Raw genomic sequence first — 26,617 nt, forward strand, 5'->3', positions numbered from 1 at the left:
AGTGTGTGACGGGTGGTCAAAACCAGTGGACTGAGTTGGCGCAGATGGAGTGTGGGCTTTCAGGATGCCTCACACTCTGCGTTCTTGATCCGCCGGCAGGCTTTGTCGCAGGCATCCAGGTAAGCACTGAAGGTCGGCTGCGCTGTCTCCAGTTCATCCGCCAGGGCCAGACAGAAGTTCACCAGCTGGAATGGGGTTTGATAACCCATGCCGCGTCCGACCTCGTACTGGTGCCTTACCTCCACCGTCATCTCCCCATTCATGCTACGAATCAGCCTGAAGGCACCGTTCGATTCCCCCCTGAGCCTGCGGGTTAAAGTCCCGTGATGATAGGAGGTCGCCTCGTCAAGAATCGCTGCTAGTCGCCTGATCAGGCTGTAATTGAGTAGCCAAGACTCCTCGGCCTCACGTCGCTTGCGCTCTTCTTCGGCGTTGACCTGGGACAGGTAGGACTCGATTGCCAGACTGCGGTACTTGACCTGGTCGAGGAGGCGCCTCTCGAATGAGGTCAGGCTGCGGTTCCGAGAGGTCGATACGTACGCTGTGAGATGGTGCAGACAGCCCATTTGGGATAGGCGGGATACCTGGTCGGCCAAGGAATGGCTTTCATCCCACATCCAGGCTGGAGCAAAGCACTCCATCTCCGTGAGCAGTAGTTCAGCATACGACTGACTGTCTCGAAGGCACTGAATGAACAGCGCCACTGTTACTGCCCCAGCCTGGTGCTCGATCGGCAAGCGCTGGAGCCTGTGGCAGGCATTCGATGCGAGGACGAGCCAGTTAGGTAGCCTTTCGACTCCGAAACCCGGGTAAGGGGCTCTCAGCGGCTGTATGGCCGTTTCAAAGTCGCGGGCCCTCGTTACCACACTCCGCAGCCAGGGCGAGCGCTCAGCACAACGCCACAGCAGCCCGAACTGCCGCTTGCTGTAGGTCAGATCACGCCCATCTGGAAGTATGAACCAGCCCTCTGAGACGGCGCTCAGAATGCACCTAACAGCCAATGCGAGGTCGGTAGGGACCTTTCGCTTTGCTAGCGAGTTGGCGATCGGCATGCCAGCGCCTAGATCTCTAGCCACTCTCCTGGCGTAGGGCATGGCATCCATGTTCCCAAGGGCTGATACGTCAATCTGCTCGGTGTCCAACGTCACTGAAGCTACTCCTAGGCGCGGTCTGCTGGTGCTCCAATGGTTCTCTTGGACAGTCAGTGGCAGAAGCACTTCAATCGTCGGCGTAGGGCGAGCTGTTTTGGGGCACTCCTAACCCACTATTAGTGTTGGAGGCTCCATTCATGAACCCAAAGACAACCAACCTGGTGCTGCAGCGATCGTGGCAAGCGCTCGTACTGTACCGGCCGACCCTTTTCGGGCTTAGCGCATTCCGTGACGCAGTGTTCAAGGCTCAAGAAGGTGCAGGCATGGTCGAGTGCGTTGAGTTCAGAGAAGCCCTTATCGGCCTGGCCCGACTGATCGGTGTGGCCACGCTTTCCGCAGACTGCATCAGTGGCATAGGACATCAGATGGAAGTACTACAGGCAGCAGCACGCAGGGCTGATGATGGCTTCAATGAATCCCGTAGCCCGGCAGCCATATACATCCCAGGTTTTGGTGAGCGAGCTGGGGCGTTTGCCGAGTCCCTTGTCTCATCGGGATTCCAGCTCCTCAGTCTGGAACCGGGTGCGAGCCCAGCGCTTGAACCCTCACTGGGGGAACGAATTCCAGCTTCAGGGACTGTCCTTGTTGGCGACGGGGTGCTGGAAGATCCGACCGTGTCCAATGCGTTATCGACACTAGCTGCCAAGCATGAGTCTGACATGCTGGTGGTGATCGTTGCGGACAGAGCCTTGAGCTTTGAGCAGCGAGTGCGCGCAACTGAGTTTGGGGCTGTTCGGATTCTCGGGCTGGATACGGAACCTAAGGCGCTCCGCACCCTCATTCGAAGTCGCGCTCGGGACTCGGAGCTCAATGGGTTTCGCGTGCTGCTGCTCGATGACTCGCGCACAGACGCTTACGTCGCTCAGAAGTTCATGCAGGCCGAAGGGTTGCTAGTCGAGCACATTCAAAACCCAGGTGACGTTCTGGAGGCCATTGAGAGGTTCAGGCCGGATGTGGTCGTGACTGACTTCTACATGCCAGGTGTTAACGGCGACCAGGTGGCGAGCGTAATTCGCCAGGATCATGAGGCAACCATGCCTATCGTCTACCTGTCCTCAGAGCGCAATGCAGAAACGCAGCTGCTGGCGCTCTCTAAGGGTGGTGACGCATTTGTGCAGAAGCCTCTCAAACGGGGCGCATTCATAACCGCACTGAAAGCATTGATCTCACGGTCAAAGGCTGCAGAAACCCTGATGCGTCGCGATCCCCTGACTGGGCTTCTGAACCATGCACAATTCCTCACCTCGGCCGCCAGAGCCTGTGCATCACAATCCGAAACGCCCGCTTGTCTGGTGATGTTAGACATCGACCACTTCAAGAGCGTGAACGATACCTTTGGGCACCCCATTGGCGATCGTGTCATTGTCGGCTTGGCAGAGATCCTGGCCGACAACCTTCGAGCCACTGACCTGGTAGGAAGAATTGGTGGGGAAGAGTTCGCTGTGGTGATGCTTGGGGCGGGAGTAAGTGAGGCAAAGGCCGTGATTGATCGCCTTCGGGTAGCTTTCGCTGCTCTCCAGTTTGACGGGAGTGATGCCGGAGGAGGGGAGGTGTGGTTTACCTGTACGTTCAGTGCCGGCGTCGCGCCACTTAGTAAGGTGGTCGGTGACTGTTTGAGGGAGTCGGACGAATGCCTGTATCTGGCCAAGAGCCGTGGGCGTAACCAGGTAGTGGTGAAGGGTTAGCCTAACCGAAATGAAAAGCCCCGCATTAGCGGGGCTTTTTGTTGGCGCCAGGCCTACGCTCGAAACTTGCCTTCAACAACGTTGTTGTCGAGGGGGGCATCGGGCTGAGGTGCCTCGTCAGCCATCTCCACCAGCGCGGAAGGTCGATCGTGGCCGATCTGTGCCAGTACCTGTTCCATCTGCTCATTTGAATCGAACTCTGCGCGTGGGAAGTCGCCTGGTAGGTCGACCCGCGTCATCAGGTGCTTGATGTCAGCATGGGTCAGCCAGGGCCGAGCCCGCATCAGCTTGATCAGATCGAGAATCACGGCTTTGTTGCGCTGTACAGCTTCGACACAGCGCCCCATAACGCTGCGGTGCAGCATCTGTACGCGATTGGCTTTGAGCATGCTTTCGGCGTCGCTGACCGGCCGCATCAGATTCCCTTTGCCCTCGAGCAGCAGATAACGGACGGCGACCTCTTCGAAGTTCTGCATGTCGTCCATTGCTGCTTCGGAGTTGGTGTTGCGGATTACGTGCTCCGCGGCGCTACCGATCAGCAGCATGTGCATCCGCCAGTACAACATTGCTGGCGTCGACAACAGATTCATCTCGGTGAAGATTTTCGCCGTGCGGGCGTTGAGATCCAGGGTCGCGCTGAAAGAGTCCGAGATCAGGCAATCACTGCCGTGATAGGCAATGATCCTCGCGGCCTGGTGGATCATGAGGCGGGTTTCATCCGCCATCGTGATCTGAAATGCGGGACGTTGCTCCACGGTGGGCATGAAGCCCGGCGGCAGTGCCAGCGCAGTGCTGGCAGTACCTATGCTACTGCTGGCCTCTTCAGGCTTCTGGCGGACGCCGGAAGCCCAATACCCACTGCCGAGCAGGGCCATCACAACGACCGAGGTCAGCGTGTAGTAGAGGTTTTCAGTCATCAGCCTCCAGACCGGGGCAGCACCAACGTAAGCAAACAGGCTGATTGCCGCCGTTACCCAAACGTAGGTGAGCCCACGCTGAAAACCATCACCGATGGCGGTGAGGACAGTGCCGGCCTTCGCCGTGTAGATGGCCTGGATCAGTAGGCCGAAGCCAACAACCATCGATGCGACGATAGTGACCAGGGAACCGAATGCAATGAGGTCATGCGGCTTCTCAGTACTGCTATAGCGGGCAAGAACATAAAGCCCAACGACAGCAGCCGACAGAAAGAACGGTGTGACCCAGCCGGGCAGCAGTCGCCCGGCGTCTTTGAGGTTTTGCCAACTGCTCATCGTTGATCTCCTTTACATCTCGGCTGGTGCAGGTTCAGCAGTGGGAGCTGCAGCGGCCGGCTTAGTGGCCGGCTTTTTCGTTGCTGGCTTTACCGCTTCTGCTTTTCCCGCTTCTGGCGTTTCCGCTCCTGGCGTTTCCGCTTTTACCAAGGCCCCTGCAGCAGGCGCTGCTGGTGCTTCGGGTGCAGAAACAGCAGCGGGTTTCACCGGTGCAGGGGCCGGCTCTTGTTGTTGCTCCTCGCGTTGCTCTTGATTCTGGCCAATAGGCGTCGCGGGGGATGCCTCGGCGTTTTTCTGCCGCTGCTTGAGGCGACGGCGTTGGCTCTTAGAGGGCTTTTGACCTTCTTGTGCCGGTTCAGTGGACTGCTTGGAAGCTGCGGACGCTTCGCCGGCTTTCTGTTGTACCGGTTTGGCTGGCAGTTGCTTTGGCGCCTGGTTGGTATTGCGGTCACGCTTCTTGGCGGCTTCTGCGCTGCGGCGGGGGAGGATGTCGACCTCACGCTCAATGCGTGCGAGCGCGTCCTCGAACGTTCCGACTGCTTGCTCATAGGCGCTGCTGGCGTTTCGATACGCTTTGCGCGGTGCCTCGCCTTGCCGTACCGCAAGATCGCGCAAGCGCGTATCGATACGTGCGACGCGCACTGCCAGACCAAACATCGATGCGGAACGTTCACCTTCAATGCGAAGGGTGCGTTCCATGCTGTTATGCACTGGGGGGTTATTGTTTTCGGCCATGGTTGCTCCTAGCGAGGTGCGGGGAATGATTTCAGCCAATTGAACTTGGCCGTGTAGTTGGTGCAGCTGAAGAAAAGCTTTTGTGAGTCGCGGGCGTGCTCGAGATAACTAGCGTTATCCGAGGTGACGAATGCGCCCCAAACGTCTACCCACACAAGCTGAACCAGTTTGTGGGGCAGATAGCAGACCTCGACATAGCGATACTCGGGGGCCCGCAGGTAAACCTTTACGACGTAGATGAGCAGCAGGACTACAAGCACAATCTTGAGTGAGCCTGCGATGGGGCTTTTGTCGCTCGATTCAGATTCAGCCAACGGTCTCCTCCTTTTGAATGCTGATTGAAAAGCCAGTCAACCGCCTTACAAGCTCAAGGCTCTGGCTGACCGGAGTGCCACCATTAACCAGGCCGCCCAGGACTCGGATGGCCTCCTCTTGCTCGTTGACATGAATGCCCAGGCTGCGAGACCAATCCTCCCAGCAGCGTGCGGAGATCGGTGTCAGTGACGTGGCAATAGCGCGGGCCTGGGTGATGGCACGTAGGTTCGGCGGGGTCTGCATCATCGCTGCTTGGCAGTAGCGAGCCAGGTACTCGCCGGCATTCATTCGCGAATCAATGAGGTCAGCAAGTTGTTTGCCGCGGCCCGCTCGGCGCATGGCGTCAGCATCATCCATACCAGCACCGAGGACGATGATGCTCAGGGTTATGCCAATGCTTTCACAGGCGCGAATGGACTGGAGGGCACCTGTATAGCCAGCACCATCCCCATCAACCATGTGGGCTGCTTCGGTTACGCCTTTGCTAAGGAGGTAGGCGGCCTGGGCGTCATTGATGTGCGCTTGTCCAATGGCGTTACCCCAGTGATCCAGGAGCTGCAGAGCCCAAGCGTCCAGGGTGCCCTCAACACAAATAGGGAACCGACCATGCCGACGGTTAAAGAGGTATGGGATGTCTTTGATAAGGCTATTTGAGAACCGGTACTTCTTGACCTTGTCAGTCCCGCTGCCAACAGGAATCCGCCCCCAAATACGCACGTCGCCATCTTCGTGGGGCCAATAACCCACGACACGTCCATCCATGACGTTCCACAAGAAGTCGGGCTTGCTGTCGTCGTAACCGATGTATCCCTTTTCCCGTGCGGTTTCCTTGGATACGCCAAGGCCCTCGAGGAGGGTTAGAACCTCCTTAGCTGTGGTGAACACGCCTAGCCGCATAGCGGCCATGTCATCTGCTGTGTAACCGCGGGCAGCCTGGAACTCGTCCAATAGCTGCTTGTTGGTCTGTGCTAGCTGTTGGGTGACTTTGACGATGGCCTTGCCAGGGCTCATTGAGGGAGCTGAGTTTGCAGCCGGTTCGGAGGAGGGACTTCCGGTGCGTGGTTCACGTTCAGGTGGGGTTACGCCGGCGGCTGCGCAGAGGAGCTTTACAATCTCAGCATTTGTCTTCTGCTGTTTTGCCAGCACATCCCAGAGAGAGGTAGGTGAGCTCTTGCAGCCATCTCTCCGATTGCACTGCACGACACTGTGGCCTTCGTAGTAGTAGGCTCGCCGCTGCCCGCATTGCGGGCAGTTCATCTCATATGCGCCGGTGCCCTTACGGTGACTAGGCCTGAGGTGGTCTAGCAGCCCAGCCTCTACAGCATTGAGCTCTGGATAGACCTTATCTCGGATGAACTCACCGATCCCTTTAGCGCTGCTCATTTGCTGGCTGCCGCGGTCACGCGAGGGCTTAGGCTACTCACGAGGTGGGGACACACACCTTGGTCTAGCGCTATTTCGCCGAGCTTGTCGCGCAGTGTGCGGCGGATCTTCCAGACCTGCTTCGTCGATAGCTCAAGCATTTCGCTGATATCGATCGAGGTGTGTTGCTCCAGGACGGACAGGCGAAGCAATTGGTATTCGCGTGTGGTCAGGAAGCGGCGCAGACGTTCGATGTTCTGGTGTCGGGCCTGAAGCCCTTCATCGCCAAGAACAACACCGTCGGATAGAAACTGAGGGAGAACAGACAGCCCGTCGGTGTAATCGGACGCAGCCAGGGCGTACTCGTGTTCGAGTGCATGTGCTCTCGGGGTCGAACCGATAGTGTCGATGGCAACGACATTACCCCGATGGACATCGGGGATTTCGTCGAAGATCTTGGCCAGTCCGTGGAGCCGAATGTAGCTCAGGGCATAACCAATCAGGGCCGTGCCACGCCCGGCGGCCGGTTGATCCGCATAGTTGCGGATGGCGGCCTTGGTTGTGTCGTGTAGGTCCGAATAAAGGACGGATAGAATTTCATCGTCTGCTAGACGACTACGAATCTTCTTCCGAACTTCGGCTATCCACTGGGGGCGTGATTCTTCGTGGCAAACAAAAGCCCAGGGATCAAGCCGTAGAAACTGCTGGCACGACAAACCGGCCAGCCAGTCATTCCGCTTGCTCATGAGGCTCATAGCCTCCCTCCTCCGGCAAACGCCGGCTCCTAAGCGCAAGGGCACTAAGTGCTCTCGCTTTCTCGGCCACCACGACAGCGACCGACCCCTCTCTACGTGTTTTCAGTGAGCAGTGCTCAACTGGTCTCCAGTGCTGCCCCGCAGGTCCAGCACCGGTAGTGCGGGCGATTCTATTTGTGGTTCCTGTGACAGGCAACCCAAAAAACCGCACGGAAATCCGCGATTCCAGGGGGGGAGGGGGATGAAACTGAGACACAAGGGACTTGACTGTGTGCAATGGCGCTCAGTCAAAAAACAGCCGAAAGCCGCAGGCCGCAAGGAATTTGACGCCTAAAATCCGACGCTAGTGGCACGATAGTGGCCACTGCGATGTGGTGATGGCGTTCTAATACCGCCTGTCGGGAGGTGGTCGATTTTTTTTCGGCCGTTATGGTGGGGGACTGAAGTGGAGGAGTTACCTGTGTTCAGTCAATACCAACAGATCATGAGAGCCCTGCGTGCGTCTACCGAAACAACTCATGGCCGCATCCGCTGCTGGGTCCTACATCGGGAGTCGGGTGAGTCCTCCATAACCGCCCTTTCGATGGTGGGCTCGCAGGTAGAGGCAACTGTCATCTGGCGTGGTGCTGTTGCTCCGGCGGAAGCCGACTTCGTCGTGGATTATTTCAACGCACAATCGGGCGCAGGTACGGCGTTGGTCGAGGCTATGAAGAACAAGTACACGAGCCACGCTGGACCGGCCTTCCTACGCAAGGTTGATCCGCATGCTGTGTCGGCTGCCATCCACTAATGGCCGCGTTCCTTCCTCTTATATATAGGTGGCGCTTGCCTGGTTGGTAACACGGCAGATGGTTGCAAGCAGGAAGTGCCAATCATGTGGGCGCCCGGCCTCGTGTCCCCATACCGTTCCTTTTACTGGCGCCGCTGATGGCTGCCCCTTCCAGTGGCCGGCGGTTGTCGCCCAAGGCTACTCCAGTTGACCTGCTCGCTATTCCAGTCAGCTCTACAGGCTTCGGTGCGTGATCCAGCACAAGGGTGCATCTCTTCAGAAGGAGGGTTCCTCACGTCTGCCGGTGCAGACGAAGCTCCAATCGCCAGCGCAGTTCTATGTCGCATGCAGAGCTTCACGCGGTATCTGATGAAGTTGGCTGCATCGTAGGCCGGCCACTAATACCGTGTGTGAGGGTACGGCTGAACCTAAACAGAGCCTGGCCATCGCTAGTTGGCCGTACGGCTGCAGGCAACAGGATTTCTGGTAGCTGTGCTTTGCAGAGCGTCAGCAAGTGCTGGCATCTACAAACTGGTGCAATGCTTCCTGGCCACATTCATGGGGCGCTGCAAAGCAGGAGAGACAAGAGGCGATAGTCTGCCGACTGATCCCTCGGACCCTTCACCGTTGGTTGCAAGATCGGTGCGCGTGGCCTTGGCGCCTGATCCCTGGCACGCAGTCGGTTAGTTAGTCCCTAGATATCCTTCACTCACCTACTGCGTGCGGCATGCTGCTCGGGTTAGGCCCCGCCACGCCAAGGCGCTGTGGTTGGAAGTGAATGCGGAGTATCTGGCGTGGCGGTGCCCGGGCCTTCATTCAATCCGGCAGCAGAACCACCGCAATACCTTCATTCGAGCAAACGTCACATACCACTCTGTGCAATGGCATCTCGCCTGAACTGGCCGGGAGGATGATGGCCATAGGGCGCTGCTGTGAGAGTTGCCTTAGTAGGTCGCTGATTCTGAGGGTGCGTGTTTCACCGCTGAGCAACAGGGGCGTTGTTGAGCGTCCGAGAACCTGCCGGTCAGGAGCGTTAGCAAGACTGATCTCATCGAGCAGGTTGTCGCGCACGTGGCAATAGCTGCCGGCCGAGGATTGGCCGAGCCGGTGTCTGTCGAGAGTCGACCTGAACCAAAACGGCCTTCCGCTAGGGCTTCGACCATCTGCAGGGAGCTCCCCTCGTTCATGGAGTCGGCGAAGAGTTGATCTGTGCGCTCCTATATAGCGTGCCGCTTTAGTCGTCCCCAATTTTTCCACTTTTGTCCGTTCTCCTTGGCTGAGCGCGCTGTTTGGCGGCTCCTAGGTTTTGCATCTTTGGGTGCGTAAAAGAAGATGACGCCGAAAAGGAAGGAGGCGACTTAATCCTAGATGCATCGCATGATTACATTAGACGGTGATTTACATCGAAATGTGCGTAGGGGCGTACGCCAATGGCCATTGCTGAATAACGTAGCCCTGTGTGGATTTTGGGTGCTGAATGGGCGCTATTGCAACCGAAAAAGGGTGCACGTATTGGTGCCGAATTTAGTTACGCGATTTTGGGGTGCGCTCACGCTCCGGCTCAGGATAAATAGCGATAACAGGTGATACAGAAGTGTTGCCGCAAGGTGCGAAGGGATGCCGGTGCTTCCTGCGGATGCAAAGTCTGGCCTGCTTGATAGCGATTGTTCGAGGTGGCCAGAGGGAGTTCAACGATTGCATAAGCTCATATGACGGTGGCACGAGATATCTAGCTCCATCTAGCGATGCTGGCATATCGAAAGCACCCAAACAGCCCGCAAACACCTCTTTGGAGTTGGAAAGGATCTAAATGCGGTCAAACGTCAGAAACAAGGAGCTCCTCGAGAGCTTCACACGAAAGCTCGAGGTCGCAAGGGCGAGGCGTGGATCTGTCCTTGATGAGTTGGTCGCCAGAATGACTTTCGTCGAGAGCGAGTTATCTGACCTTGCAGCTCGGATGCAGGAGCGAATCGATCACTCATCTCGGGACTCATCAAAGTCGACCTGGTTTGTTCAATGGACATGGCGTGCCCATCGGAACCCGATGAAGATCATGCCTATTGAGGTCTACCTGGTTACTGATGGCCGTGGAAGTGACGGGGCAAAGCAGAGCAGGCGCTCATTGCGTATTCGTGATGAGCGGGTAGCCCGTCTTGAGAAGTACCTCGGTCATCGAAGTGCCAAGGCGTTCTCCAAGGACATGGACCGATTTCTAATCCTGGCGAATACCGTGGTTGTCTGGGTCAACGCATTGGCGGCCCACGAAGCGCATTTGCTCAATGATGCCCAGTGGTCGTATGGGCTCACGAAGTGGATCGGTCACGTTGGTGGTATTTGCGAAAGGGCAGCCCTGACCCTAGCGGGAACCATCGAGCAGTTCCTAGAACTGGATGCGGAATTAGATGACCTGGTTTTCGAGTTCAACGCAGCTCTGCAGCCGGTAAGATTCCACTCCATCATCTGCAGGAGAGATTGCCCGTCTTTAGACGTGCTCGCTCCAGCAGAGCCGAAGTTCAGAGTAGTGGTGTCCTTGAACCGGAAAACGGGCAGGCGAAGCAGCCGTGATGTGCAGCTGTATAAGGCTGATCTCGCAGTTGAACGTCTTGCTGCTGCGCTGAGGCGGGATTTAGGTAGGGAGCCTTCGGCGGATGAAATTGTCGAGGCACGATCTGCTCAGCGATCACGAACGCCCAGCCCGCGGCTCACGGCAGAACTGATTCAGCATTGTTGGCTTGGGAAACATTCGTCTGGGTTGCTAAGCCGGCAGAAAAAAATGGTAGCGGTCATGGAGAGGTGGAGCCTGCTGAGGTCCACGATCCAGTCGCTGCTGTAGTCAACGTAGAGGGAGTGAATGATGTCGGAAACTATCGAGCAGCTGCTCGCTATCGACCTTGGTAACGGCTACACGAGTTATATGTCCGGTACTGGGGAAAAAGTAGGGGGATATGCCTCACTGGTCACGGAGTCCAGATCGAGCCAAGGACTTGGGAACGGCTTCAGCCGCGAGACGTTCAAGACGAAAAGTGGCTCCTACTACGTTGGCGACGACTGCCGCGAGGATGGTGCTGTAACTCGAAGCACGGACTCTTCCTTCTATTCCTCTGACACCATTCGCGTTCTCATGCTTCGCGCGCTTAAAGAGTTCGGCCACAAGCAGCCGATCATCGTGACCGGACTACCGACTGAGTTTTTCCATACCCATCGCGACGACTTCGCTAAAGACATCAAGCGTTGGGCTCTTGAAGAGGGGTACCAGCCGGCGAAGGTACAGATCCTGCCCCAGTTCGTAGGTCCGTGGTTCGATCCGGAACTGAAGGACATCTCTGGGAAGCCATTCGACCCATCGTCGGTGATGCGAGGTAAGTGGGGCATCATCGACATTGGTCATGGAACCGTTGACGCCGGGCAATTCCTCAACGGAAACGTTTCCACTCACCAGGATCACCGTTACGGCGAGTCATCTGGGGTATCCAACATCCATAAGCAGCTCTTCACTGCTCTGCGTGACCCCGAGGCACTGAACAAGACATTGCCGGTGAAGCATCGTTTACCCAATGGTTTTGCGATGGAGAAGCAAACGACCGAGTACACAATGGACATTTGGCTGCGTCAGGGATACATCCCCTGGCGTGGCGAGCAGCTGCCGATCGAGCAAATCAGTTTGCCTGCCCGTCAGGCCTATGCCGACGACGTCATCCCGCGTGTGGTCGACAAGCTCTGGGGTACCACCGATTTCCTGACTGGAATGATCTTCGCCGGCGGCGGAGCAACGGTGTTGGGTAACGAGCTGTTGAAGAAGCATGTGAAGTGCCCAATCTACGCTGCAGAAGATCCGGGCAACTCGATCGTGCGCGGGCTGCGTCGTTTCTACATCACCCAAAACTTCAAAGAGCATGCTGTTTTGAGGATTAACCGTGGCTAAGGCTAAGGACGGCGTTGTTCATATCCAGGCTGTGCTGGTGTCCGGGTACCATGACGCACTTCTGACCCTGCTGGGCGGTGACAATCGCCGAATGGCCAATAGCTTGGCGTTGACCATCTCTGAAGCCTGCATCGACATATGGCCCATGGAGATCAGCGACTATGATCAGCCCGGCCCGGGCGAGCAGCAGCAGGTGAAGATTGCTCTAAACAGAGACCGTTACCCCAGGCTCTATGCAATCTACAACCGGCTGGGTGCCGGTGCCAAAGGTCAGACGCTAGTCAACCTTCTAAACCGGCATCAGTTCATGAAGGAAGCAGACCCTGCTGCGGCAAACGCTGCGCTGAACAAGCTGCATAACTCGTGGCTCGATTCGCCAGCAGTCGCCAAACAAGAAGAGGTGGAGGAGAAGGTGATTTCTGGCCCGTCACCTCGGGTTGAGCGGGAGCCAGACAATGTAGCGATATCGGAATCGATGGCGGACAAGCAGGTCGAAGCCGCAAGTGTCATACACGATCCGCTCTCCAACGTCGGGCCTTTGAGCTTCGACTAGGCGATCCAGAAGTCGATCGGAAGCCCTTCGCTACCGCGGAGGGTCCCGATTCTGACGCTCCCCTCCCAGTGCTCAAAAGCACTGAGGCACTTAGAAAGGCTCTTTGCAGTCGCGATTTCTACCTGGACCGGCGGCATCACAGTTGAAGCATCCGGATGGGATAGAGCACCAGTGCTTGGCACGAAGTTGAAGAAGTAGACTCCGTCCGGAAGCCGCTCGAGATGCGCGAGCAAATCCACAGCCACGTGAGCGAACTTATCGTAGGTCATGCCTGCTCAGCCGCAACCCAGAACAGGCCTCGCATCACGTACATCCGTACGTTCCGGCGCCGTACACCAAACCAGTTCAGGGCATAGACTGCAAAGCCAGGATTATCAGCCTCGATCGGAGGAATCACACCGGAATGGTCAGCAACATAAATAGCTTCAACCTTGGAGCCGGTTCCAGTCATTTCCAGGTTCAGCTCAAACTCGGCTGCAACTCCATCAGCCATGTTGAGCCCGAAATGCCCGATAACGGTCACAAGGTCGGAGACCTGTAATTGAAGTGTCGAACCCGGCAGCAAGGAACGTGCTCGTTGTGCCAGAAACACGTTATCGGCTGCAGGCCAGTCAGAAAGCAGATGGTTGACCTCAAACGCATCATCTTCCTGGAGGTAGCCACAGTCCACGCTGAACGGGCGGTTCATCTGTAGATCCTTAAGCTGAAAAATCATTGCGGCTCTCTCGAATGCTGGGCTACTGGTTTTGCCCAACCTGGGCAGAGCGAACAACGGCCTTGCGGTAGACCTTGGAATTGGAAATCCAGCCGGCCGAGATCTCCTCGAGCGGTGGTGCTGTCAGAGAACCGCCTGCAGCTTCATGAATCGTCGAGACGAAACGTTCTGCATGCGGAATTTGATGAACCCCAACTTCACGAAGCATCGCCAGTAGCCCTTGTTCATCTTGACCGCTCAAAGTCGGCAGTAGATCAAGGGCTTGCTCGACCACCTCGTCATCCTCATGCCGCATTGCTCTTGGGACGAACGGGTAGTTAATCCTTGGAATCTCAACGCCAGGATAGGCATCAAGAATTTCACCCGAGGCTTCTGCCACAAATCTGATGCGAGATACTAACGACTCAACAGTGATCGTCCATGGGTTAGGGTTCAGTAGTTCAGATGATGTCGAGACTAGGTCAACTGAGTAGGGCAGCAGTGCTTCAGGGTTACCCTCAGCACTGCACCGCACCAGATTCCCAAAGCAGTCCAAAAGGTACGCCGGCTTCGGCTTGGTTCCATGGACGAAAACCAGGTCACCAATCATCACTCGGAAATCCTGTTCAGGGATTTCACCAAGCGCTTAACACCCTTCTCGATGTAGTACTCGCCGTAGTAAGCGTACGTGGTGGGCTGCGAGAGCAAGCGCTCTTTGTTGACGATAGGGTCATCTACGCCAATTTCCTCAACCATGCCAGCGATAACTCGACCAGCACTCGCTGTGTTACCAGTCTGAGGCAGCCAGGCGCGCACCACTTCTCCATCAGCATTCACCAAGAACACCATGGTCGGCCACCAGTCGTAGAACTCGGAGGATTCGTCGCCATCACCACCTTTCTTGGTGAAAAGCTCCTTGTGCCATTCTCCAATTTTACTTTCGTTGAAGTTGAAAAACGGAGAGACCCATTCCTTGAAGGCAAGACTATCCCCGCCTGAGTAACGCGATACTGGCGATACGAAATAGTTGTTTACGCAACGATTGAATGCGAACTCGCAACCGCCACTCGACCACGAATAGAACATCCCGCTAGAGCCCCAGGAACCTGAGATAGAGGTAGGGACCATGTCGTAGCCCAGATAGTTGATCTCTACTGGAACTCCGTTGGATCGAACGAATTCGTTGATCACGTTAAGAAAGCGACCATCTGCTTCAGCTCGATCCTTCGCACTTTCAGCTTTCTTCCACGACGAATCCCAGTTCTTGGCATCGCCAGGCCTCTTGGTAGCCGAGTAGACGTTTGCAGCTACCCAGAGAGACCAGCCGTTGGGTTTCCACGTTGCGTCACTGAAGCCCCACACAGTACGCGGGCTAGTGTTCGGGACTGGGTTTGGATGCGAGGCAAGACGATGTAGCGAGCCTGGCAGTTTGAACGGCAGGCCTGACTCAACCTCGCCGAGCGGTTTAGGAAGTTCGACGGACTCACCTCCACAGCCAGAAGTGAGCAGGGCGACCAGAAGAGGTGCGATCAGTCGGGATTTCATTAGGATTCTCCTTGTAGGGCGTGATCTCTCTATAACGCCCGCCTAAAGCATTTCAACAAGATTTGAGTGCGAAAGCCAAAAGATCACTAGAAAAAGAAAGCCCACGATCGGTGGGCTTCCTGAGCGAGCATGTGGACGAAAGGTTACTCTGGCCGGGAGAGGGGGCTTTTCGTCATCCCCGTCGGAGCGGGGTTCTTTAAGAATCCTGGGCTAGGTGTCTTGATTGGTGCCTCGCCCGAGTCCTTTCCGTTACTCATGCGGCTTATGATTGGTGCTGATTGTGCCCCATTCTGAGAGCGACCGCCGTTCGTTGTTCGCCCACCACCGGATAGCATCTGTTGTTGTGCCATCTTAGTAGCAGCACCAGTAGGTCCTCCGTTTCCGGTAGGCGCGCCAGCGCCTGCACTTGCCCGGGCGGCAAACGCGCCGCGGCCAAACGAAGCGAGTTTAAGAACAGTTCCTACGACAGCAGCACCTGTCGCAGCAAGCCCCAGAGCGCCACCACCAGGGTTAAAGTTGCTCATACCTTTAACATCATCCCAGATGAGCATTTTTGCAAAAATGACTTCAATCGCACAGATTGCAATGAAGACAACATACTGAGCTGTACCAGCTGAGATAAGTAGTGTGTTGTTTCTGGCGAAGTTGCCCGCATTGTACCCTTCAATTAATTCGCCATTTACAGAGAGCAGCGTTGCTGCCATCGACAAACAGGCGTCATTTGTAAAAGGAACAAGAAACGCGAAAGCCATTAGCTTTATAAACGAAACAAGTATCTTGGGGCTGATGAATACAGCCATGACGCAAACGAGCGGGAACATAACAACGAGTAGCCCAACCAGCATTGCGCACCCATTAATCGACATGGGTATGGCGTACTTAAGCATCCATTCTCTGAAAGTTGATCCTATGTCTGCAAAAGTCGTATAACTTGCATCTTTCAGCATGTCGCCGAGTCTCATTCCTCCATCATGATCAAGCAAATTTACTGCACCATACCCTGCCAAGGTATGAAGTGGGGTGTCAGCGGTTCGATCCTGTGCACGAATTTGATTCTCGATATCCGTGTACATCATCATAGTCGCGTCCCTACCATCTCGGCCAAGGGCTGTAGCCTGACCAATTCTGGTATTGTCACTTATAGCAGCTTGCCAAGCCCTCTGCCCTTGATCCAGCATCCGGTATAGTTCATAGCAATTCTTCGGATATGCAGCAGCCGGGTCCATATATGCATTTGATTCGGATTCATCAGTGTACGCAGAGTTACGATAATTCATGCCCTCAACGTCTGACGAATCATAATAAACTTCGCTTGTACCGATGTCCTTTTGAAATAACTCTTGCTCCCAGTATTCCTTTGTAGGGATTTTGTAGCCTGTGAATGGAACTGTGGCTCCATCGAAGGGGTTTTGCTCTTCAGGTATTGCTTGTAAGAGCGCTACGCCTGATTCAACGCCTTCTCGAATCTTGTCACCGCCATCGCGGTTAAACCAGGCAGTAGAATTCACAAGCTTGTTCATGTTTGGATCTTTGCCAGTGGCCTTTTCGAGGAGGCTATTGGCATTGTCCCATTGGACTTCGGCCTGACCGATACCTGCGGACCCATAAAAGCCTATATATCGTCCTGCGGCCCGAGCTTCTGGGTTCTTGCCAGCTATAGACTCATAGGCCGGTTGGCAGAGATTGATATAGTCTTTGTACATATCGGCCATAGGGCTATCTACAAAGCGCTTCAGAGTCTCTTCGTCGGTAATATGGTACGCGTTATCAAAGGCGATTTGGAAAGCCTCTTCGTCTTTGACCGAGTCTAGTCCTTCTTTGAATAGTTGATATATGTTGCCAACTATCTGAACGGACCAGCCAGCGCCATTCGCAAGCTGAACATCATCATATGCGCCAGGTATCGTGAATACGTCATCGGATAGAAGTATTCCGCTTAGAGTTAAGACACCAAGTGCACCGGCAGCCGTACGCATTTTATCAACGGGTGCCTTGGTCATTAGGACTAAAACCCAGGCTGCGCCGCCAAGCAATACAATGTTCAGAGCTGTAACCGCGAACGCGGCATGGTAAGCCTGAAACATGTTGATGTAATGGCCCGCCAGTTCACCAAAATGCTGATTAACCAGCTTTAGGAAATCGTACGAAGCAATGTCAGTTGTTACATCAACTGTCGAGTCAGTAGTCGCCATCAACGAATGCTCCGGTAAGTCGCCTGCAACAGGTCGTTGCGCTCACGGTCCGCATTGATTCTGGCTTTCATGATTTCCAGTTCTTTGCGGAGAGCTTCAGCGGACAAGTGGTAACGTTTCACAACATCACTGCTGATAAGTTCAGATTCCGCTTGATTTGAAAGACCTGTCAGCACTCCAAGCTCAAGCTTCGCTACCAAAGTTTCAAGTTCTTTCAGAGTGGCCAAGGATGCGAGATTGCGCTGTGTGTTTTCGAACACTGCGGGGTTGGTAGAGGCCAGTGTTCTCATGAACTTGAATTCAGTGTCGGTGATAACAATGTCCGCACGGTTAACCAGTTGTTTGTAGGCGTCGCTATCTTGATAGTTTGACGCACTGGATACATATACACCTTTATAGAGGTCAACGTATTCCTGAGTCAGCTTCTTAGCCACAACCTCGATGGTCTCAGTCCGCGGAGTCACGGTTGTTGCGCCTTCCTCAGTGCTATACGAAGGAAGGAGGCCGCCATAGTCCTTGATGTCGTCACAGCTCATTTCAGACGCAGCGAGCAGAAGAGCGGTAGTTCCTTCAGTTGATACACCCGAGCAGTGTTTTGTTGGAGTTAGGGCATTCGAGTTACCAGTAGATCCGTTCTCGTTCCCGGTACCGCCAGATCCGCTCGCAGATCCTTTGACCCCAACGAGCCCACCGGTGGCATTCGAAACGGTACCCATAAGAGCGCCAGCGCGAGATGTTGCCTTATCCTTCATCTCTTGTGCGCCCTTGATCAAGGACCCGGTTAAGCCTTCGCCGGCCATACACTCGGTACTCTTGTAGCCAGCTTCTGTCGTGCAGTCTGCTTCGGCCAATACCTGTTTCTTTTCCTCGTAGGACTTGTCTGCGAGTTGGCGCACACCGCTACAGGTCATGTTCGAGAGATCGAGGCCAAACTGCCCAACCATGTTGAGTTCATCGATGACGGACTTGACGGTGGGTTGGCTGTAGGCCAGGTACATGATCGCAAGGGCCGGGGCATCGCTGATGAACTGCTCAACCATTGCCCCGTACTGGGAGATCTGACCATCCAGCACTGTTCCCAAGTTCAAGCCGTTACAGCCCACCCCGACTTCTGTGGCACCGTACGCTTGCACCATGTTCTGTTGGTTGTCCTGGAACGGAGCGAAGGTATCGAATCCTTTTGGGTTGAAGCCGGCACCAGTGGAGGTTACTGCCTTGCCGTCGATCTTTACGCCGAACAGGTCGGTTGCGTCCGCCATACGGCGAGTCCAGGGCGTATCTTCCGACGAGGTATCGGCTAAGACGGGGAGGGCACACACCAGCGATGCGATAACCAGTGGCCAACGAAGAAAACCAGTTTTTGCGAATGTCATCGTTATTGCCCTGCCTTGGCCGATTGGATGTAAGTCATTGCTTGGAGGCGGTCTTCTAGCTGAAGCAAGGTTTTGTAGCCAGTAAGCTTCTGCCGGCGTGAAGCGGACATGTTGTCTACCCAAGTAACCGGCCAGGCGACGATTCCTTGGTTTTGAGCCAAATACTGGCGTTCTTCCGGTTTCACGACACGACCAGTCAGGCCCCGCTCAGTGATATTTCGCCGAAACGCCGCTTTATCCTGGTCAAGTTGGAATACCTTGATTTTGAGTTTTGGATAACGACGTTGAACCTGAGAAAGGATCTCCAGCTGACGCTCACAAACTGAACAGGTCGACTCCACGAATACGGACACACTCAAAGCGTCAGTGTTGATGTTCTTGATAGCGGTGTTTTGGCTTTGTGCATAGTCCAGGCCCTTCATGTTCTGAAGTTCACCAGCCTGCCATTTAGCCATTTTGTAAAGTTCTGCAGACTTGTGGTATTCACCCCAGGTTTTGTCGTAGTAGGAGAGCAGGGCTTTTGCGGCCTCGGGACTTTGCTCAAGTTGCAGGCGAATTACGGCACTTGGCGTACCAGGAACAAAGTTGAACTCAATACCTTCTTTATTGGTAAACCGCATGGGTGCATTAGGGTTTTTCTTTGCGTTGCGGTTCATGGTTGTGCAGTTCTGCAGCCACTTCATATTCTGGCAGTCCAGAATGTTCGGCAGCTTATCCAGCTCGGCATTTTCCTGATCTTCTTTATAGCGATCGACTTTTACCAGTGCGCTCGCTACCGCAGATGCAAGTAGATCGTTTGGGTCAGTTACCGTTGAGAATACAGTCGGTGCGTTGAACACCAGTCCCCCAGTAACGAAAGCCAGTGCTACCTTCAGCGTATTGTTCATCCGTATCGCTACCTTAGGACTGATGAAATTTGAGAGATGACATCCTGAGCACTAGCAAGCAACTTTGGCTTACCGTTCTCAGGAATGAATACGATTGCCGGCATATTTCTAACGCCGTACTTAGCGGCTTCTTGCCCATTCATATCAGGGCGAAACCCGGTAATTGGCATGCTGCCGAGTTCTGGCGTGAAAACCTTCCTTGGGTCCCACCCCGACTGGTCAATAACAACAAAGAACTGGAAGTCCACCTTGTCGCCAAATCTGGCTTGAACCTGTTGTGCAGCTGCCACCACACTTTTCATCGACGGGGCGTTTTCGTTGATAAACGCCTTAATAGTGACCTGAGGTGTAGCTGTTGGTAGGTCGCCAACGAAGCGGCCGATTTTGGCCTTTGCCTCTGCATAGGCTTGTTTTGCCGCTGCCAGTTCTTGCGGCAGTGGTGTTCCACTCGAGCCTGCTATCGATGGCGGCTTACCAGCCTGATCCAACATCTTTTCGACCTGGGCGAGCATTGCCTGGCTACCACGGTGTCCACGCTCTGATGCTGCAGCGAAGAACTTCTTGGCCCTTTCGAGGTGATCAGGGTATTCAGGTGACTTGGCCATCATCATGCCGAGGTGGTACATCGCGATGACGTTGCCAGCCTTTGCCTCTGGGAAAAGGACCTTCCAGGCACTGGTTTTGTCACCCTTCAACATCAACATCAGGCCTTCGCCAACACGCTGGTCCTGGGTGGTTTGCCCATTGGCTGAGTGAGCCATGGGCATTGCCAGCGATAGGCTAGCGACTAGCAGCCAGTGATATGCGCGCATTGCGCTTCTCCTGCTCGTACTTGGGCATGAAATGGCTCATGTAAACTTTCTGAATCGCTGGTCTTCGGTCGTGGTAGAAACCAACAGCAGCCAGGTCAGAACCGTGTTTCCGTTTGAGCTTGGCGAGATATGAGGCTGCGTAGTTGAGGTTGAAGGCCGGGTCCAACCACCGTTGAACCGAGGCTAGTCCGGTGTCGTGCGATCGGTAGTTGATTTGTGCGATCCCGAGATCTGTGTTGTTCATCCTCAGCTTCCGCACACGAATCTCCCCACGCAGGATCTCTTTCGAGTCATCTGTACGCAGGGACAGTCCGAACGATCGAGCCATCTTGCTCGCATAGGCTTGCGCGGCCGGCTGCGAGCGGAAGAAGCGTCGAGCCCCTTTCCCTGTGAGGGGGCGGTGTTTAACCATCCAGGGTGCCTGGGTGAGCCCCCAAAGCGCCTGAACCGTTGAGTTCTTATCGTTGAAGCGGAAAGGCTCGCCGTCTGCGTTGAAGATCCATGGATACTTCCTGGACTCATGCTGTGCGATTGCGCGTAGCACGATCTTATCTACGCCATGCCGTGCAGCCGCGGCATCGATCATCGGATCGAAATTCGATGCTTCTGCATGTGCAGACAGCGCCAGCAATAGCGCTATTCCTAGTCGCTTCATTGCATGGCGTCTTCGATTGTTGAGTAGTTGTGCGCTTGAAGCCATGCGATGGCCTTGGCGCGGCCTGGGAAGCACTTATCGAACCGTCTGAACAGTTGGGGATGGGGGTCTTCCGCGCAGGTGCCGAGGTGGATGTGCAGGAACTCGTGGTGGATTACGTAGCGGAGAACCGACTTAGGCGCACTTTGACCCAGTGAGGAACTGAGGTTCTGATGGATCAGGATGACTGCCTTGCCGTCACGCATTTCGGTGCTGCCGGCGGCCACGTACAGGGTATCGGTGCTGACTCGATTTATCTGTTTGGCAACCTGATCCCAGTCCGGTGCACGAAGTTTCTGCAGTGTTTTCACGTAGAGCTTCGAAGCTTCAACGTGGCGAATATCGACGAAGGGCTTCAGCATGTCTCTGGCCGAGCTGTAGTCACCAGAGTGAAAAGCCCGTATCGCGCTCTCCAGATCCTGGAGTTGCGTAGGGTTTAGCGAACCCAGATTGGGCTTGGGCTCAGATGCTTCGCTCGCGCTTGGAATGCCCCACAGCACGTCAATGGGGCATTCTGTTCTGAAGTAGTTCCTGGAAACTTCGGCGGCGAGGCGCGCAAGCACTGCCTCATCGGCAGTGCTTACGGTTTCATGGATGTTAAATCGACGGGCACCCATTCGGTTGGCTCCAGAACTTATGAACGACTTCACCAGCCGTGTTCTGCAGGTCGATACGATCTCCGGTGATGGCTACACGGTATCCAGCGATGTAGTCCCCTTGCCCAACCATCGTGTCTTCGCGGTTTGTATCCACAACGAAGGCATGAGCTACACAGGTACTGCAGTTCCTAGCTGGAGGTGCAACGGCTTTCACACAGATCTTCGGCCTGGGCCCTACCTTTGGTTTCGCTTGGGTAGTGGCATAGGAGCGAGGCTTTGCTGGGGCTTGTGCGGGTGATTTAGATGGCTGGCTCGGGGCTTTGCTCTTTGCATCGAGAGCCTTCGTCAGGTCTTCAATCTTCCGCTCTTGTAGCGCCAGCTTTGCTTTCAACTCCGACATCTCCACAGATGTCTCAGCTTGCAGAATCGGCTGCTGACCACTATCCGGATTCTGTTTGGGCTCGCCAGCCAAAATGGTGTCACCTTTTCCCGGCGCTGCAGTTCCGTCTGTTTGGCCAAGCTGCGCTTCCGGCGGCGCCTTGCTTGGAGACGTCTGAGGTGCGGGCATACCTGGTTCCACCGGAAGATCTCCAAACGGCGAACCTGTTGCGCCGATGGTATTTGGAGTAGCCGACTCGGTCAGAGACTGTGCGCCTGCTGGCTCAACTGGAAAGCCGAAGGGGCTTTCCTCTGCAGGTGGAGCTGGTAGTTGAGCGTTCTCGGATTTCGGGACATTCAACGGGCCAGCCAGGCCCAGATCTTCCAACGAAGCACCAATGGGGTTGATGTTCACTCCACCGTTACCAAAGCTGGCACCAGGATCTCCAGACGGCATTGCGAAGTCTTCATCTGCAGGAATAGGCAGGCCCGACTCAGGTTGCTCGGCGACAGGGGATTCCTGTACTGGCGGTGCTTGTTCAGGACCTTTGGGGCTAGGTTTGAAAATGAGCGCGATGACAACCACTACGCCCAAGAGGATGAGACCGTGCTTGCGGGTGAGCGCTGGCTTGTTCTGGCTCTTGGCAGTGGTTGGTTCCTCCTGTGCTTCAACGAGTAACGGCTCGTCGTCGGTGTGAGCGCTCTGGCGATCGCTATGATGCGTGGAGGGGTCTGCCTCTTCCTGGTTCTGAGCTTCGCTGAGAGGTGGGTCACTGTCAGGAGTGCGAGATGCTTTAACCCCAGACAGGCCACGCGCGCCCTGCTCCAGCTTCTGCATGAAATCGCGCAGAGGGCCGGTTTTTTTCACTTCACTCGGGTTGGTTTGATCTTCGTTGCTCATCTCTTACTGTCCTAGTTCCGGAAGGAAGGTTGGGGCTTCTTCGGTCCAACGGCCGGGGGCGATCTGTACGCACTCTTCGTGGGACGGCTGGAGCATTCCGTTGACGACCCTGGCGGGTATACGCACGCCACATTCCATATGCGGTGCATCCCAGGTAAATCGATCGCGGGCGCGCATCTTGCCCTTCATGTCTACGAGTACCTGCTGAACGCCTTCCTGGTAGGCGATGCGCTCGAGCTCTGTTTTGGGCGCGTAGATTTCCTTTGTCGGGCGAGCGTTCTGCTCGTCCAGAATTGTTTCCCGGGGCTCGTACTTCGATGAGCAACCGGCAGTGGCCGCCAAAAGGGCGGCCATGACGAAAGCGTTAAACGACTTGGCCATAGCGGGCTCCGAAAGGGTGGGTTTTGGATAGCTCAACGACGGCTTGCTGCCTTGCCGCTGATTCCTCGATCCGATCGCGCTCAACGATCTCTGTGGTTTTGAGTTCGCGCATGCGGTAGTCGTCGGGGTGCGAGCTGGCGATCCACAAGGTCATGGGCGTCGCGAAGAGGCGGAATACACCGCTGTAGTACTGACCCTGCTTCGTACGCATCCGATAGAACACTTCGGAGTACATCGGGGGCAGCGATGCGAGCGAACGCCAGAGGTCAATCTCAACTGGCTTGAAGCTCAGTACCTTTCCAGCAATCTCGTAGTCAGATTCGCTGCAGGCCAGGAAGAAGTAGTGAGATGTGTTTTCCAGAATGCCGTCTTCAGCGTCACCACCACTGCTGGACTCAGCACTGATGAGATTGGCAAAGTCCTTAACGGTCTGGCTGATTAGCAGGCAGCCGGCCCCATAGCGGCGGAGTTCGCGGTAGAAGCTTGAGAGGGCGCTTGCTGCGTTAGGGTCGGACAGCGTTGACCAGGCCTCGTCGACAGCGATGATTTTCTTCCTGTCGCGCGAAAGCTTGAACTTGCAATACAGGTCAATCTGGCGGAACAGCGCCAGAGTGACGACGCCCAGTGCAGGGGACTTCGCCATGCGCTGTGTTTCCAGCACAGTGAAATCGTTATCCCAGTCAACCTGCAGATAGCCATCGAAGAGTGCTGCGAAAGGACCGTGCCCGTAGTACAGGCGCAGGTGGTCGACCAAGACCTGACCTTTCAATTCGGTCATGTCTGTGGCTTGGAGAACCGGGATGAAATCGCTGAATCTCGGCTCATCGTTCGGCCGGGTTTCTAGCCAATCGTTGTAGAAAGTGGTCAGTGCTTCATAGAGCAGTGAGACGGTCACCTTCGGCAGTGTCGATGTGCCGCTGTTAGTGCCGTCACCAGCCTCCATCATCATGATCAGCATGCGAGCGATGAACAGCTTGTCGTCAAGCGATAGCGGCTCGAATGCCCCCTTGCTGTTTCGCTGCAGCGCAAATGGGTTTACGCAGATGGGGTGAATGATCCGTTTCGAGGTCGGCTCTTCGAACGGCTCGGTCGCGAGACGTACGTAGTTCCCTGCGAGCACCAGGCAGAGGCTTTCGTACGAGTCACCCTTGTCGATGATCCAAACCTTGGGCTTGTACTTCACCCGCAACGCAATCAGGAGATTGTTGAAGGTGAATGACTTCCCGGTACCGGTGCCTCCACAAATCAGAGAGTGTGCGGTGTTGACCGCGTCTCCCCAGAGGTCGAGGAAGATCGGTTGGCCGGAGCGGTTGTTCATCATGATCGCGGCATCGCGAACACCCTGGTACTCCACGTACAAGGGCGCCATGTGCGAGACGCTCTCGGTCAGATGCGGGAAGCTGCGCTTAAGCAAGCGCATGCTCGTAGAGCGGAAGTTCATGGGAAGGCTGTTGCGCACAACGGCATCGCCACGCAGAACCTCTTTGTGCCCGATGTTCCAGAGGAGCGTTTCAAGCTGGTGGGCCTGGTCGTCGATGGTCTCTTTGTTGAAGCCCATCAGATTGACGTGCAGCGACAGATCAAAGAACTGCTCTTTGGTCGAGATGTTCTCCGACGTGATCTTCGACTTTACGCTGTCCAGGTCGCGTCGTTGCTGAGCACGAGTTTCCGCGTCACCAATACGCATCGACTCCTTACTGGCAATCATCCGGCCACGCATCGCGAGTCGAGTACCCACCACTGCCGGGCCGGGAATCGACCAGTTCAGAGTGATCAAGCTTTCGCACTCGATGCCGGTCAGGCGCTGTTGGAGCATTCCAGGAAAGCTGCGGCCGGGCTTGCCCAGTACCGACACAGGCCGGATGTAGTAGGGCACACCGTGGTCATGGATCGTCATCCCTTCGGGCTCAGACTCCACCCATGCGAAGCTGGCCGCATCCATCAAGCTTGCACGGTTCGGTACCGATGATGGGTTCTGCAGGGCTTCGACGATTGGAATGTCAGCGCGATAGCGCGGCGGTGGAATCTCAAAGCAACGCACAGGGTTCAGCAGCTGATAGTGCAGGTCGATGTAGCCCTGGCCGGTGACAACGCTCGGGTTGAAGCTGTGAGCCGACAGGGTCTGTTCGATGTCGTGACAGATCGAACCGAACTGCTTGGCGTGATGTGAAGCTGCTTCGTGAGCCAGCTTGTTTGGATCAACCAGGCCAACTGCAGCTAGAGCCGACTTAGCGGCCGAATCGATGAACCGGCCGAAGAGGTAAGAAGGCGACCACTGAAACACCAGGTAGCAGTCGGTCACGAAAGGGAAGCGTCCCTCACGGATTTCCCGCTCAACGGAGATGCGCGCAGGTGCATACCCATCATCCTCGTCAGAGGTTGCGTCACCGCCCATTGCTGCCAACTCTTCGGCCCGCATCCGATCCAGCATGCTCTGGCTTGTACCGCCGAAGAAACCTCGAGGACTTACCGCGGCGCGCTCTTGGCGACTGATGATCGAGCGAGCAATCTCGGTAGCGAATTCGCCAGCTTCTGGATGAATGATGGACTCGTACTCATGCAGCAGCGGCCGAATATCCCGGTGGGTGTGGCGAATAAATTGCCCAGTGCTGCCTGCAGGAAACTTGTTGAGCACGTCCTTGAAGTTGTTGCCGACTCCAAAGAGGTCGTTCGCCTCAAAAAGCGAAATGTCAGCGGCTGAAACGGTCCATACCTTGGCGAAACGTCCGTCTTTGGTGTGGAAGTAGCGACCTGCTGGTTCGTAGACAAACGCATCAGCGAGCAGCTGGATTGGCATGCCACCCTGGTAGTTTCGACGGGCCAGGCCGGCGAGCTCGGAGTCGTAGAGGTGGAGATCTTCGGGCTTACCCATCAGAGAGATACCTTCTTAGTCGCGATGATGTTGCGCGACTCCGGATAGACGGTGATGCGGGCATTGCTGACTCGGGAGAGGTACTCAGCAATGTCACGTAAGGAGTTGGCTTCGCTGTTCAGCTTGATCAGTTGGCTCTGGTCTACTGCTGGGTCAAAAACTGCGTCATAGCCGCTTGCAGCAGATGCGAGCGTCACGATCTCGCCTAAGGTCAGTTCCTGACCCTTGAAGATCTGTGGCCATGGAATTTCCGCCGGCGGTGGGAGAGGGCGCTCATCAAGCACGTTGGGCTTGGCGAAGATGCGGCGGTACAGATCCACGTCGGGCTGGCGCAGAGTGATGTCCTTGCCGGTACCGAGGATTTGCTTCTCGTAGTGCTCCCTGATGGCGTCCTTGTGATACTGAGAGATGCCCTCTGCATAGACAGGGCCTGCCAGTAGGAACGCGAGGGACAGTATCAATTTGCCCAATCTGCTTCCTCCACGATGATGTAGTCCCAGCGGCCGCCGTGTTTAACCCCGGACTTGGGGTCGGCGTAGGGGATTACCCACACGGGGGCAACAACATCCGGATTGCGGATCGGATAGTAGGGCTCGCTCGAACCCAGCTCTGGACGGGCGCGTAGCCCCTCACGCAGCAGACGGACAGTGTCCTGGGCGCCACCAGGGTTAACGGCTTCGTAGATCTGATTCATGTTCGGCTTGTTGCGAAACGGCTCGTCATTGGATGCGCAACCGCTGAGCAAACCCAGCAACACAGTGGTGATGATCAGCTTGTTCATTAAGGGTC

26 protein-coding genes are annotated in these 26,617 nt (G+C 55.6%); 5 read left to right on the forward strand and 21 right to left on the reverse strand.

The genetic code is table 11. The annotated features are described in order from the left end of the window. Positions 1–59: 59 nt before the first annotated feature. Complete coding sequence (locus ACSVIK_RS02190; protein ID WP_442442737.1) at positions 60–1,148, reverse strand: hypothetical protein; 1,089 nt, start codon at positions 1,146–1,148, stop codon at positions 60–62. Between the two features lie 140 nt (positions 1,149–1,288). Here ACSVIK_RS02190 and ACSVIK_RS02195 point away from each other — a divergent pair, with 140 nt between their 5' ends. Next, entirely contained in the window at positions 1,289–2,836 is a 1,548-nt protein-coding gene (locus tag ACSVIK_RS02195; RefSeq protein ID WP_442442738.1) for a diguanylate cyclase, read from the forward strand. 53 nt (positions 2,837–2,889) lie between these two features. On the opposite strand, the gene ACSVIK_RS02200 is transcribed toward ACSVIK_RS02195, so the two are convergent. Genes ACSVIK_RS02200 through ACSVIK_RS02220 form a run of 5 tightly spaced genes read right to left on the reverse strand, consistent with a single transcriptional unit; the run spans position 2,890 to position 7,256 of the window. Then, complete coding sequence (locus ACSVIK_RS02200) at positions 2,890–4,089, reverse strand: hypothetical protein (protein WP_442442739.1); 1,200 nt, start codon at positions 4,087–4,089, stop codon at positions 2,890–2,892. Positions 4,090–4,101: 12 nt separating this feature from the next. After that, the gene (locus tag ACSVIK_RS02205) at positions 4,102–4,824 is read right to left on the reverse strand and encodes a hypothetical protein (protein ID WP_442442740.1); all 723 of its coding nucleotides are present in this window, start codon (positions 4,822–4,824) and stop codon (positions 4,102–4,104) included. An 8-nt stretch (positions 4,825–4,832) separates the two neighbouring features. Further along, positions 4,833–5,138 carry a hypothetical protein gene (locus ACSVIK_RS02210; protein WP_442442741.1) on the reverse strand — a complete coding sequence of 102 codons (306 nt, stop codon included), beginning with the start codon at positions 5,136–5,138 and terminating at the stop codon, positions 4,833–4,835. After that, positions 5,131–6,522 (reverse strand): hypothetical protein, encoded by a 1,392-nt coding sequence (locus ACSVIK_RS02215; RefSeq protein ID WP_442442742.1) that lies wholly within the window; start codon positions 6,520–6,522, stop codon positions 5,131–5,133. The genes ACSVIK_RS02210 and ACSVIK_RS02215 overlap by 8 nt, the downstream gene beginning before the upstream one ends. Beyond that, complete coding sequence (locus ACSVIK_RS02220) at positions 6,519–7,256, reverse strand: hypothetical protein (protein ID WP_442442743.1); 738 nt, start codon at positions 7,254–7,256, stop codon at positions 6,519–6,521. Before ACSVIK_RS02220 ends, ACSVIK_RS02215 begins: the two co-directional genes overlap by 4 nt. Before the next feature lie 460 nt (positions 7,257–7,716). Here ACSVIK_RS02220 and ACSVIK_RS02225 point away from each other — a divergent pair, with 460 nt between their 5' ends. The 4 genes from ACSVIK_RS02225 (at position 7,717) to ACSVIK_RS02240 (ending at position 12,500) form a co-directional block, all read left to right on the forward strand. Then, positions 7,717–8,046, forward strand: a complete 330-nt coding sequence (locus ACSVIK_RS02225; protein ID WP_442442744.1) for a hypothetical protein — start codon at positions 7,717–7,719, stop codon at positions 8,044–8,046. A 2,023-nt stretch (positions 8,047–10,069) separates the two neighbouring features. Next, positions 10,070–10,858: a hypothetical protein gene (locus tag ACSVIK_RS02230; protein WP_442442745.1), complete on the forward strand. Its 789-nt coding sequence runs from the start codon at positions 10,070–10,072 to the stop codon at positions 10,856–10,858. A gap of 21 nt (positions 10,859–10,879) precedes the next feature. Further along, positions 10,880–11,947 (forward strand): hypothetical protein, encoded by a 1,068-nt coding sequence (locus ACSVIK_RS02235; RefSeq protein WP_442442746.1) that lies wholly within the window; start codon positions 10,880–10,882, stop codon positions 11,945–11,947. Further along, positions 11,940–12,500, forward strand: coding sequence for a hypothetical protein (locus ACSVIK_RS02240; protein WP_442442747.1), 561 nt, complete (start codon positions 11,940–11,942; stop codon positions 12,498–12,500). The genes ACSVIK_RS02235 and ACSVIK_RS02240 overlap by 8 nt, the downstream gene beginning before the upstream one ends. On the opposite strand, the gene ACSVIK_RS02245 is transcribed toward ACSVIK_RS02240, so the two are convergent. The 15 genes from ACSVIK_RS02245 to ACSVIK_RS02315 all read right to left on the reverse strand — a co-directional run bounded on the left by ACSVIK_RS02245 (position 12,497) and on the right by ACSVIK_RS02315 (position 26,609). Further along, positions 12,497–12,769, reverse strand: a complete 273-nt coding sequence (locus ACSVIK_RS02245) for a hypothetical protein (RefSeq protein ID WP_442442748.1) — start codon at positions 12,767–12,769, stop codon at positions 12,497–12,499. The two genes, ACSVIK_RS02240 and ACSVIK_RS02245, sit on opposite strands and share 4 nt — an antisense overlap. Next, on the reverse strand, positions 12,766–13,188 hold the full coding sequence (locus ACSVIK_RS02250; RefSeq protein WP_442442749.1) for a hypothetical protein: 423 nt from the start codon (positions 13,186–13,188) through the stop codon (positions 12,766–12,768). Before ACSVIK_RS02250 ends, ACSVIK_RS02245 begins: the two co-directional genes overlap by 4 nt. 49 nt (positions 13,189–13,237) lie before the next feature. Next, positions 13,238–13,804 (reverse strand): hypothetical protein, encoded by a 567-nt coding sequence (locus ACSVIK_RS02255; protein WP_442442750.1) that lies wholly within the window; start codon positions 13,802–13,804, stop codon positions 13,238–13,240. Continuing rightward, positions 13,804–14,739 carry a hypothetical protein gene (locus ACSVIK_RS02260; protein ID WP_442442751.1) on the reverse strand — a complete coding sequence of 312 codons (936 nt, stop codon included), beginning with the start codon at positions 14,737–14,739 and terminating at the stop codon, positions 13,804–13,806. The genes ACSVIK_RS02255 and ACSVIK_RS02260 overlap by 1 nt, the downstream gene beginning before the upstream one ends. A 143-nt stretch (positions 14,740–14,882) precedes the next feature. Then, entirely contained in the window at positions 14,883–16,931 is a 2,049-nt protein-coding gene (locus ACSVIK_RS02265; protein ID WP_442442752.1) for a hypothetical protein, read from the reverse strand. Then, positions 16,931–18,190 carry a hypothetical protein gene (locus ACSVIK_RS02270; protein WP_442442753.1) on the reverse strand — a complete coding sequence of 420 codons (1,260 nt, stop codon included), beginning with the start codon at positions 18,188–18,190 and terminating at the stop codon, positions 16,931–16,933. Before ACSVIK_RS02270 ends, ACSVIK_RS02265 begins: the two co-directional genes overlap by 1 nt. 116 nt (positions 18,191–18,306) lie before the next feature. Beyond that, complete coding sequence (locus ACSVIK_RS02275; protein WP_442442754.1) at positions 18,307–19,191, reverse strand: TlpA family protein disulfide reductase; 885 nt, start codon at positions 19,189–19,191, stop codon at positions 18,307–18,309. A gap of 8 nt (positions 19,192–19,199) precedes the next feature. Then, on the reverse strand, positions 19,200–20,003 hold the full coding sequence (locus ACSVIK_RS02280) for a sel1 repeat family protein (protein ID WP_442442755.1): 804 nt from the start codon (positions 20,001–20,003) through the stop codon (positions 19,200–19,202). Further along, positions 19,972–20,658, reverse strand: a complete 687-nt coding sequence (locus ACSVIK_RS02285) for a hypothetical protein (RefSeq protein ID WP_442442756.1) — start codon at positions 20,656–20,658, stop codon at positions 19,972–19,974. Before ACSVIK_RS02285 ends, ACSVIK_RS02280 begins: the two co-directional genes overlap by 32 nt. Further along, on the reverse strand, positions 20,655–21,314 hold the full coding sequence (locus ACSVIK_RS02290; protein WP_442442757.1) for a hypothetical protein: 660 nt from the start codon (positions 21,312–21,314) through the stop codon (positions 20,655–20,657). Before ACSVIK_RS02290 ends, ACSVIK_RS02285 begins: the two co-directional genes overlap by 4 nt. Further along, positions 21,295–22,575 carry a hypothetical protein gene (locus ACSVIK_RS02295; protein WP_442442758.1) on the reverse strand — a complete coding sequence of 427 codons (1,281 nt, stop codon included), beginning with the start codon at positions 22,573–22,575 and terminating at the stop codon, positions 21,295–21,297. The genes ACSVIK_RS02290 and ACSVIK_RS02295 overlap by 20 nt, the downstream gene beginning before the upstream one ends. Before the next feature lie 3 nt (positions 22,576–22,578). Then, a complete protein-coding gene (locus ACSVIK_RS02300) occupies positions 22,579–22,956 on the reverse strand; it encodes a hypothetical protein (RefSeq protein WP_442442759.1) in 378 nt (125 codons plus the stop codon). Then, a complete protein-coding gene (locus tag ACSVIK_RS02305; protein ID WP_442442760.1) occupies positions 22,940–25,828 on the reverse strand; it encodes a TraG/VirB4 family ATPase in 2,889 nt (962 codons plus the stop codon). Before ACSVIK_RS02305 ends, ACSVIK_RS02300 begins: the two co-directional genes overlap by 17 nt. Further along, the gene (locus tag ACSVIK_RS02310) at positions 25,828–26,298 is read right to left on the reverse strand and encodes a hypothetical protein (RefSeq protein ID WP_442442761.1); all 471 of its coding nucleotides are present in this window, start codon (positions 26,296–26,298) and stop codon (positions 25,828–25,830) included. Before ACSVIK_RS02310 ends, ACSVIK_RS02305 begins: the two co-directional genes overlap by 1 nt. After that, positions 26,286–26,609 carry a TraV family lipoprotein gene (locus ACSVIK_RS02315; protein WP_442442762.1) on the reverse strand — a complete coding sequence of 108 codons (324 nt, stop codon included), beginning with the start codon at positions 26,607–26,609 and terminating at the stop codon, positions 26,286–26,288. The genes ACSVIK_RS02310 and ACSVIK_RS02315 overlap by 13 nt, the downstream gene beginning before the upstream one ends. Positions 26,610–26,617 lie beyond the last annotated feature (8 nt).

The organism is Pseudomonas sp. NCHU5216, assembly GCF_052156495.1.
In the GTDB taxonomy this organism is placed as follows: domain Bacteria; phylum Pseudomonadota; class Gammaproteobacteria; order Pseudomonadales; family Pseudomonadaceae; genus Aquipseudomonas.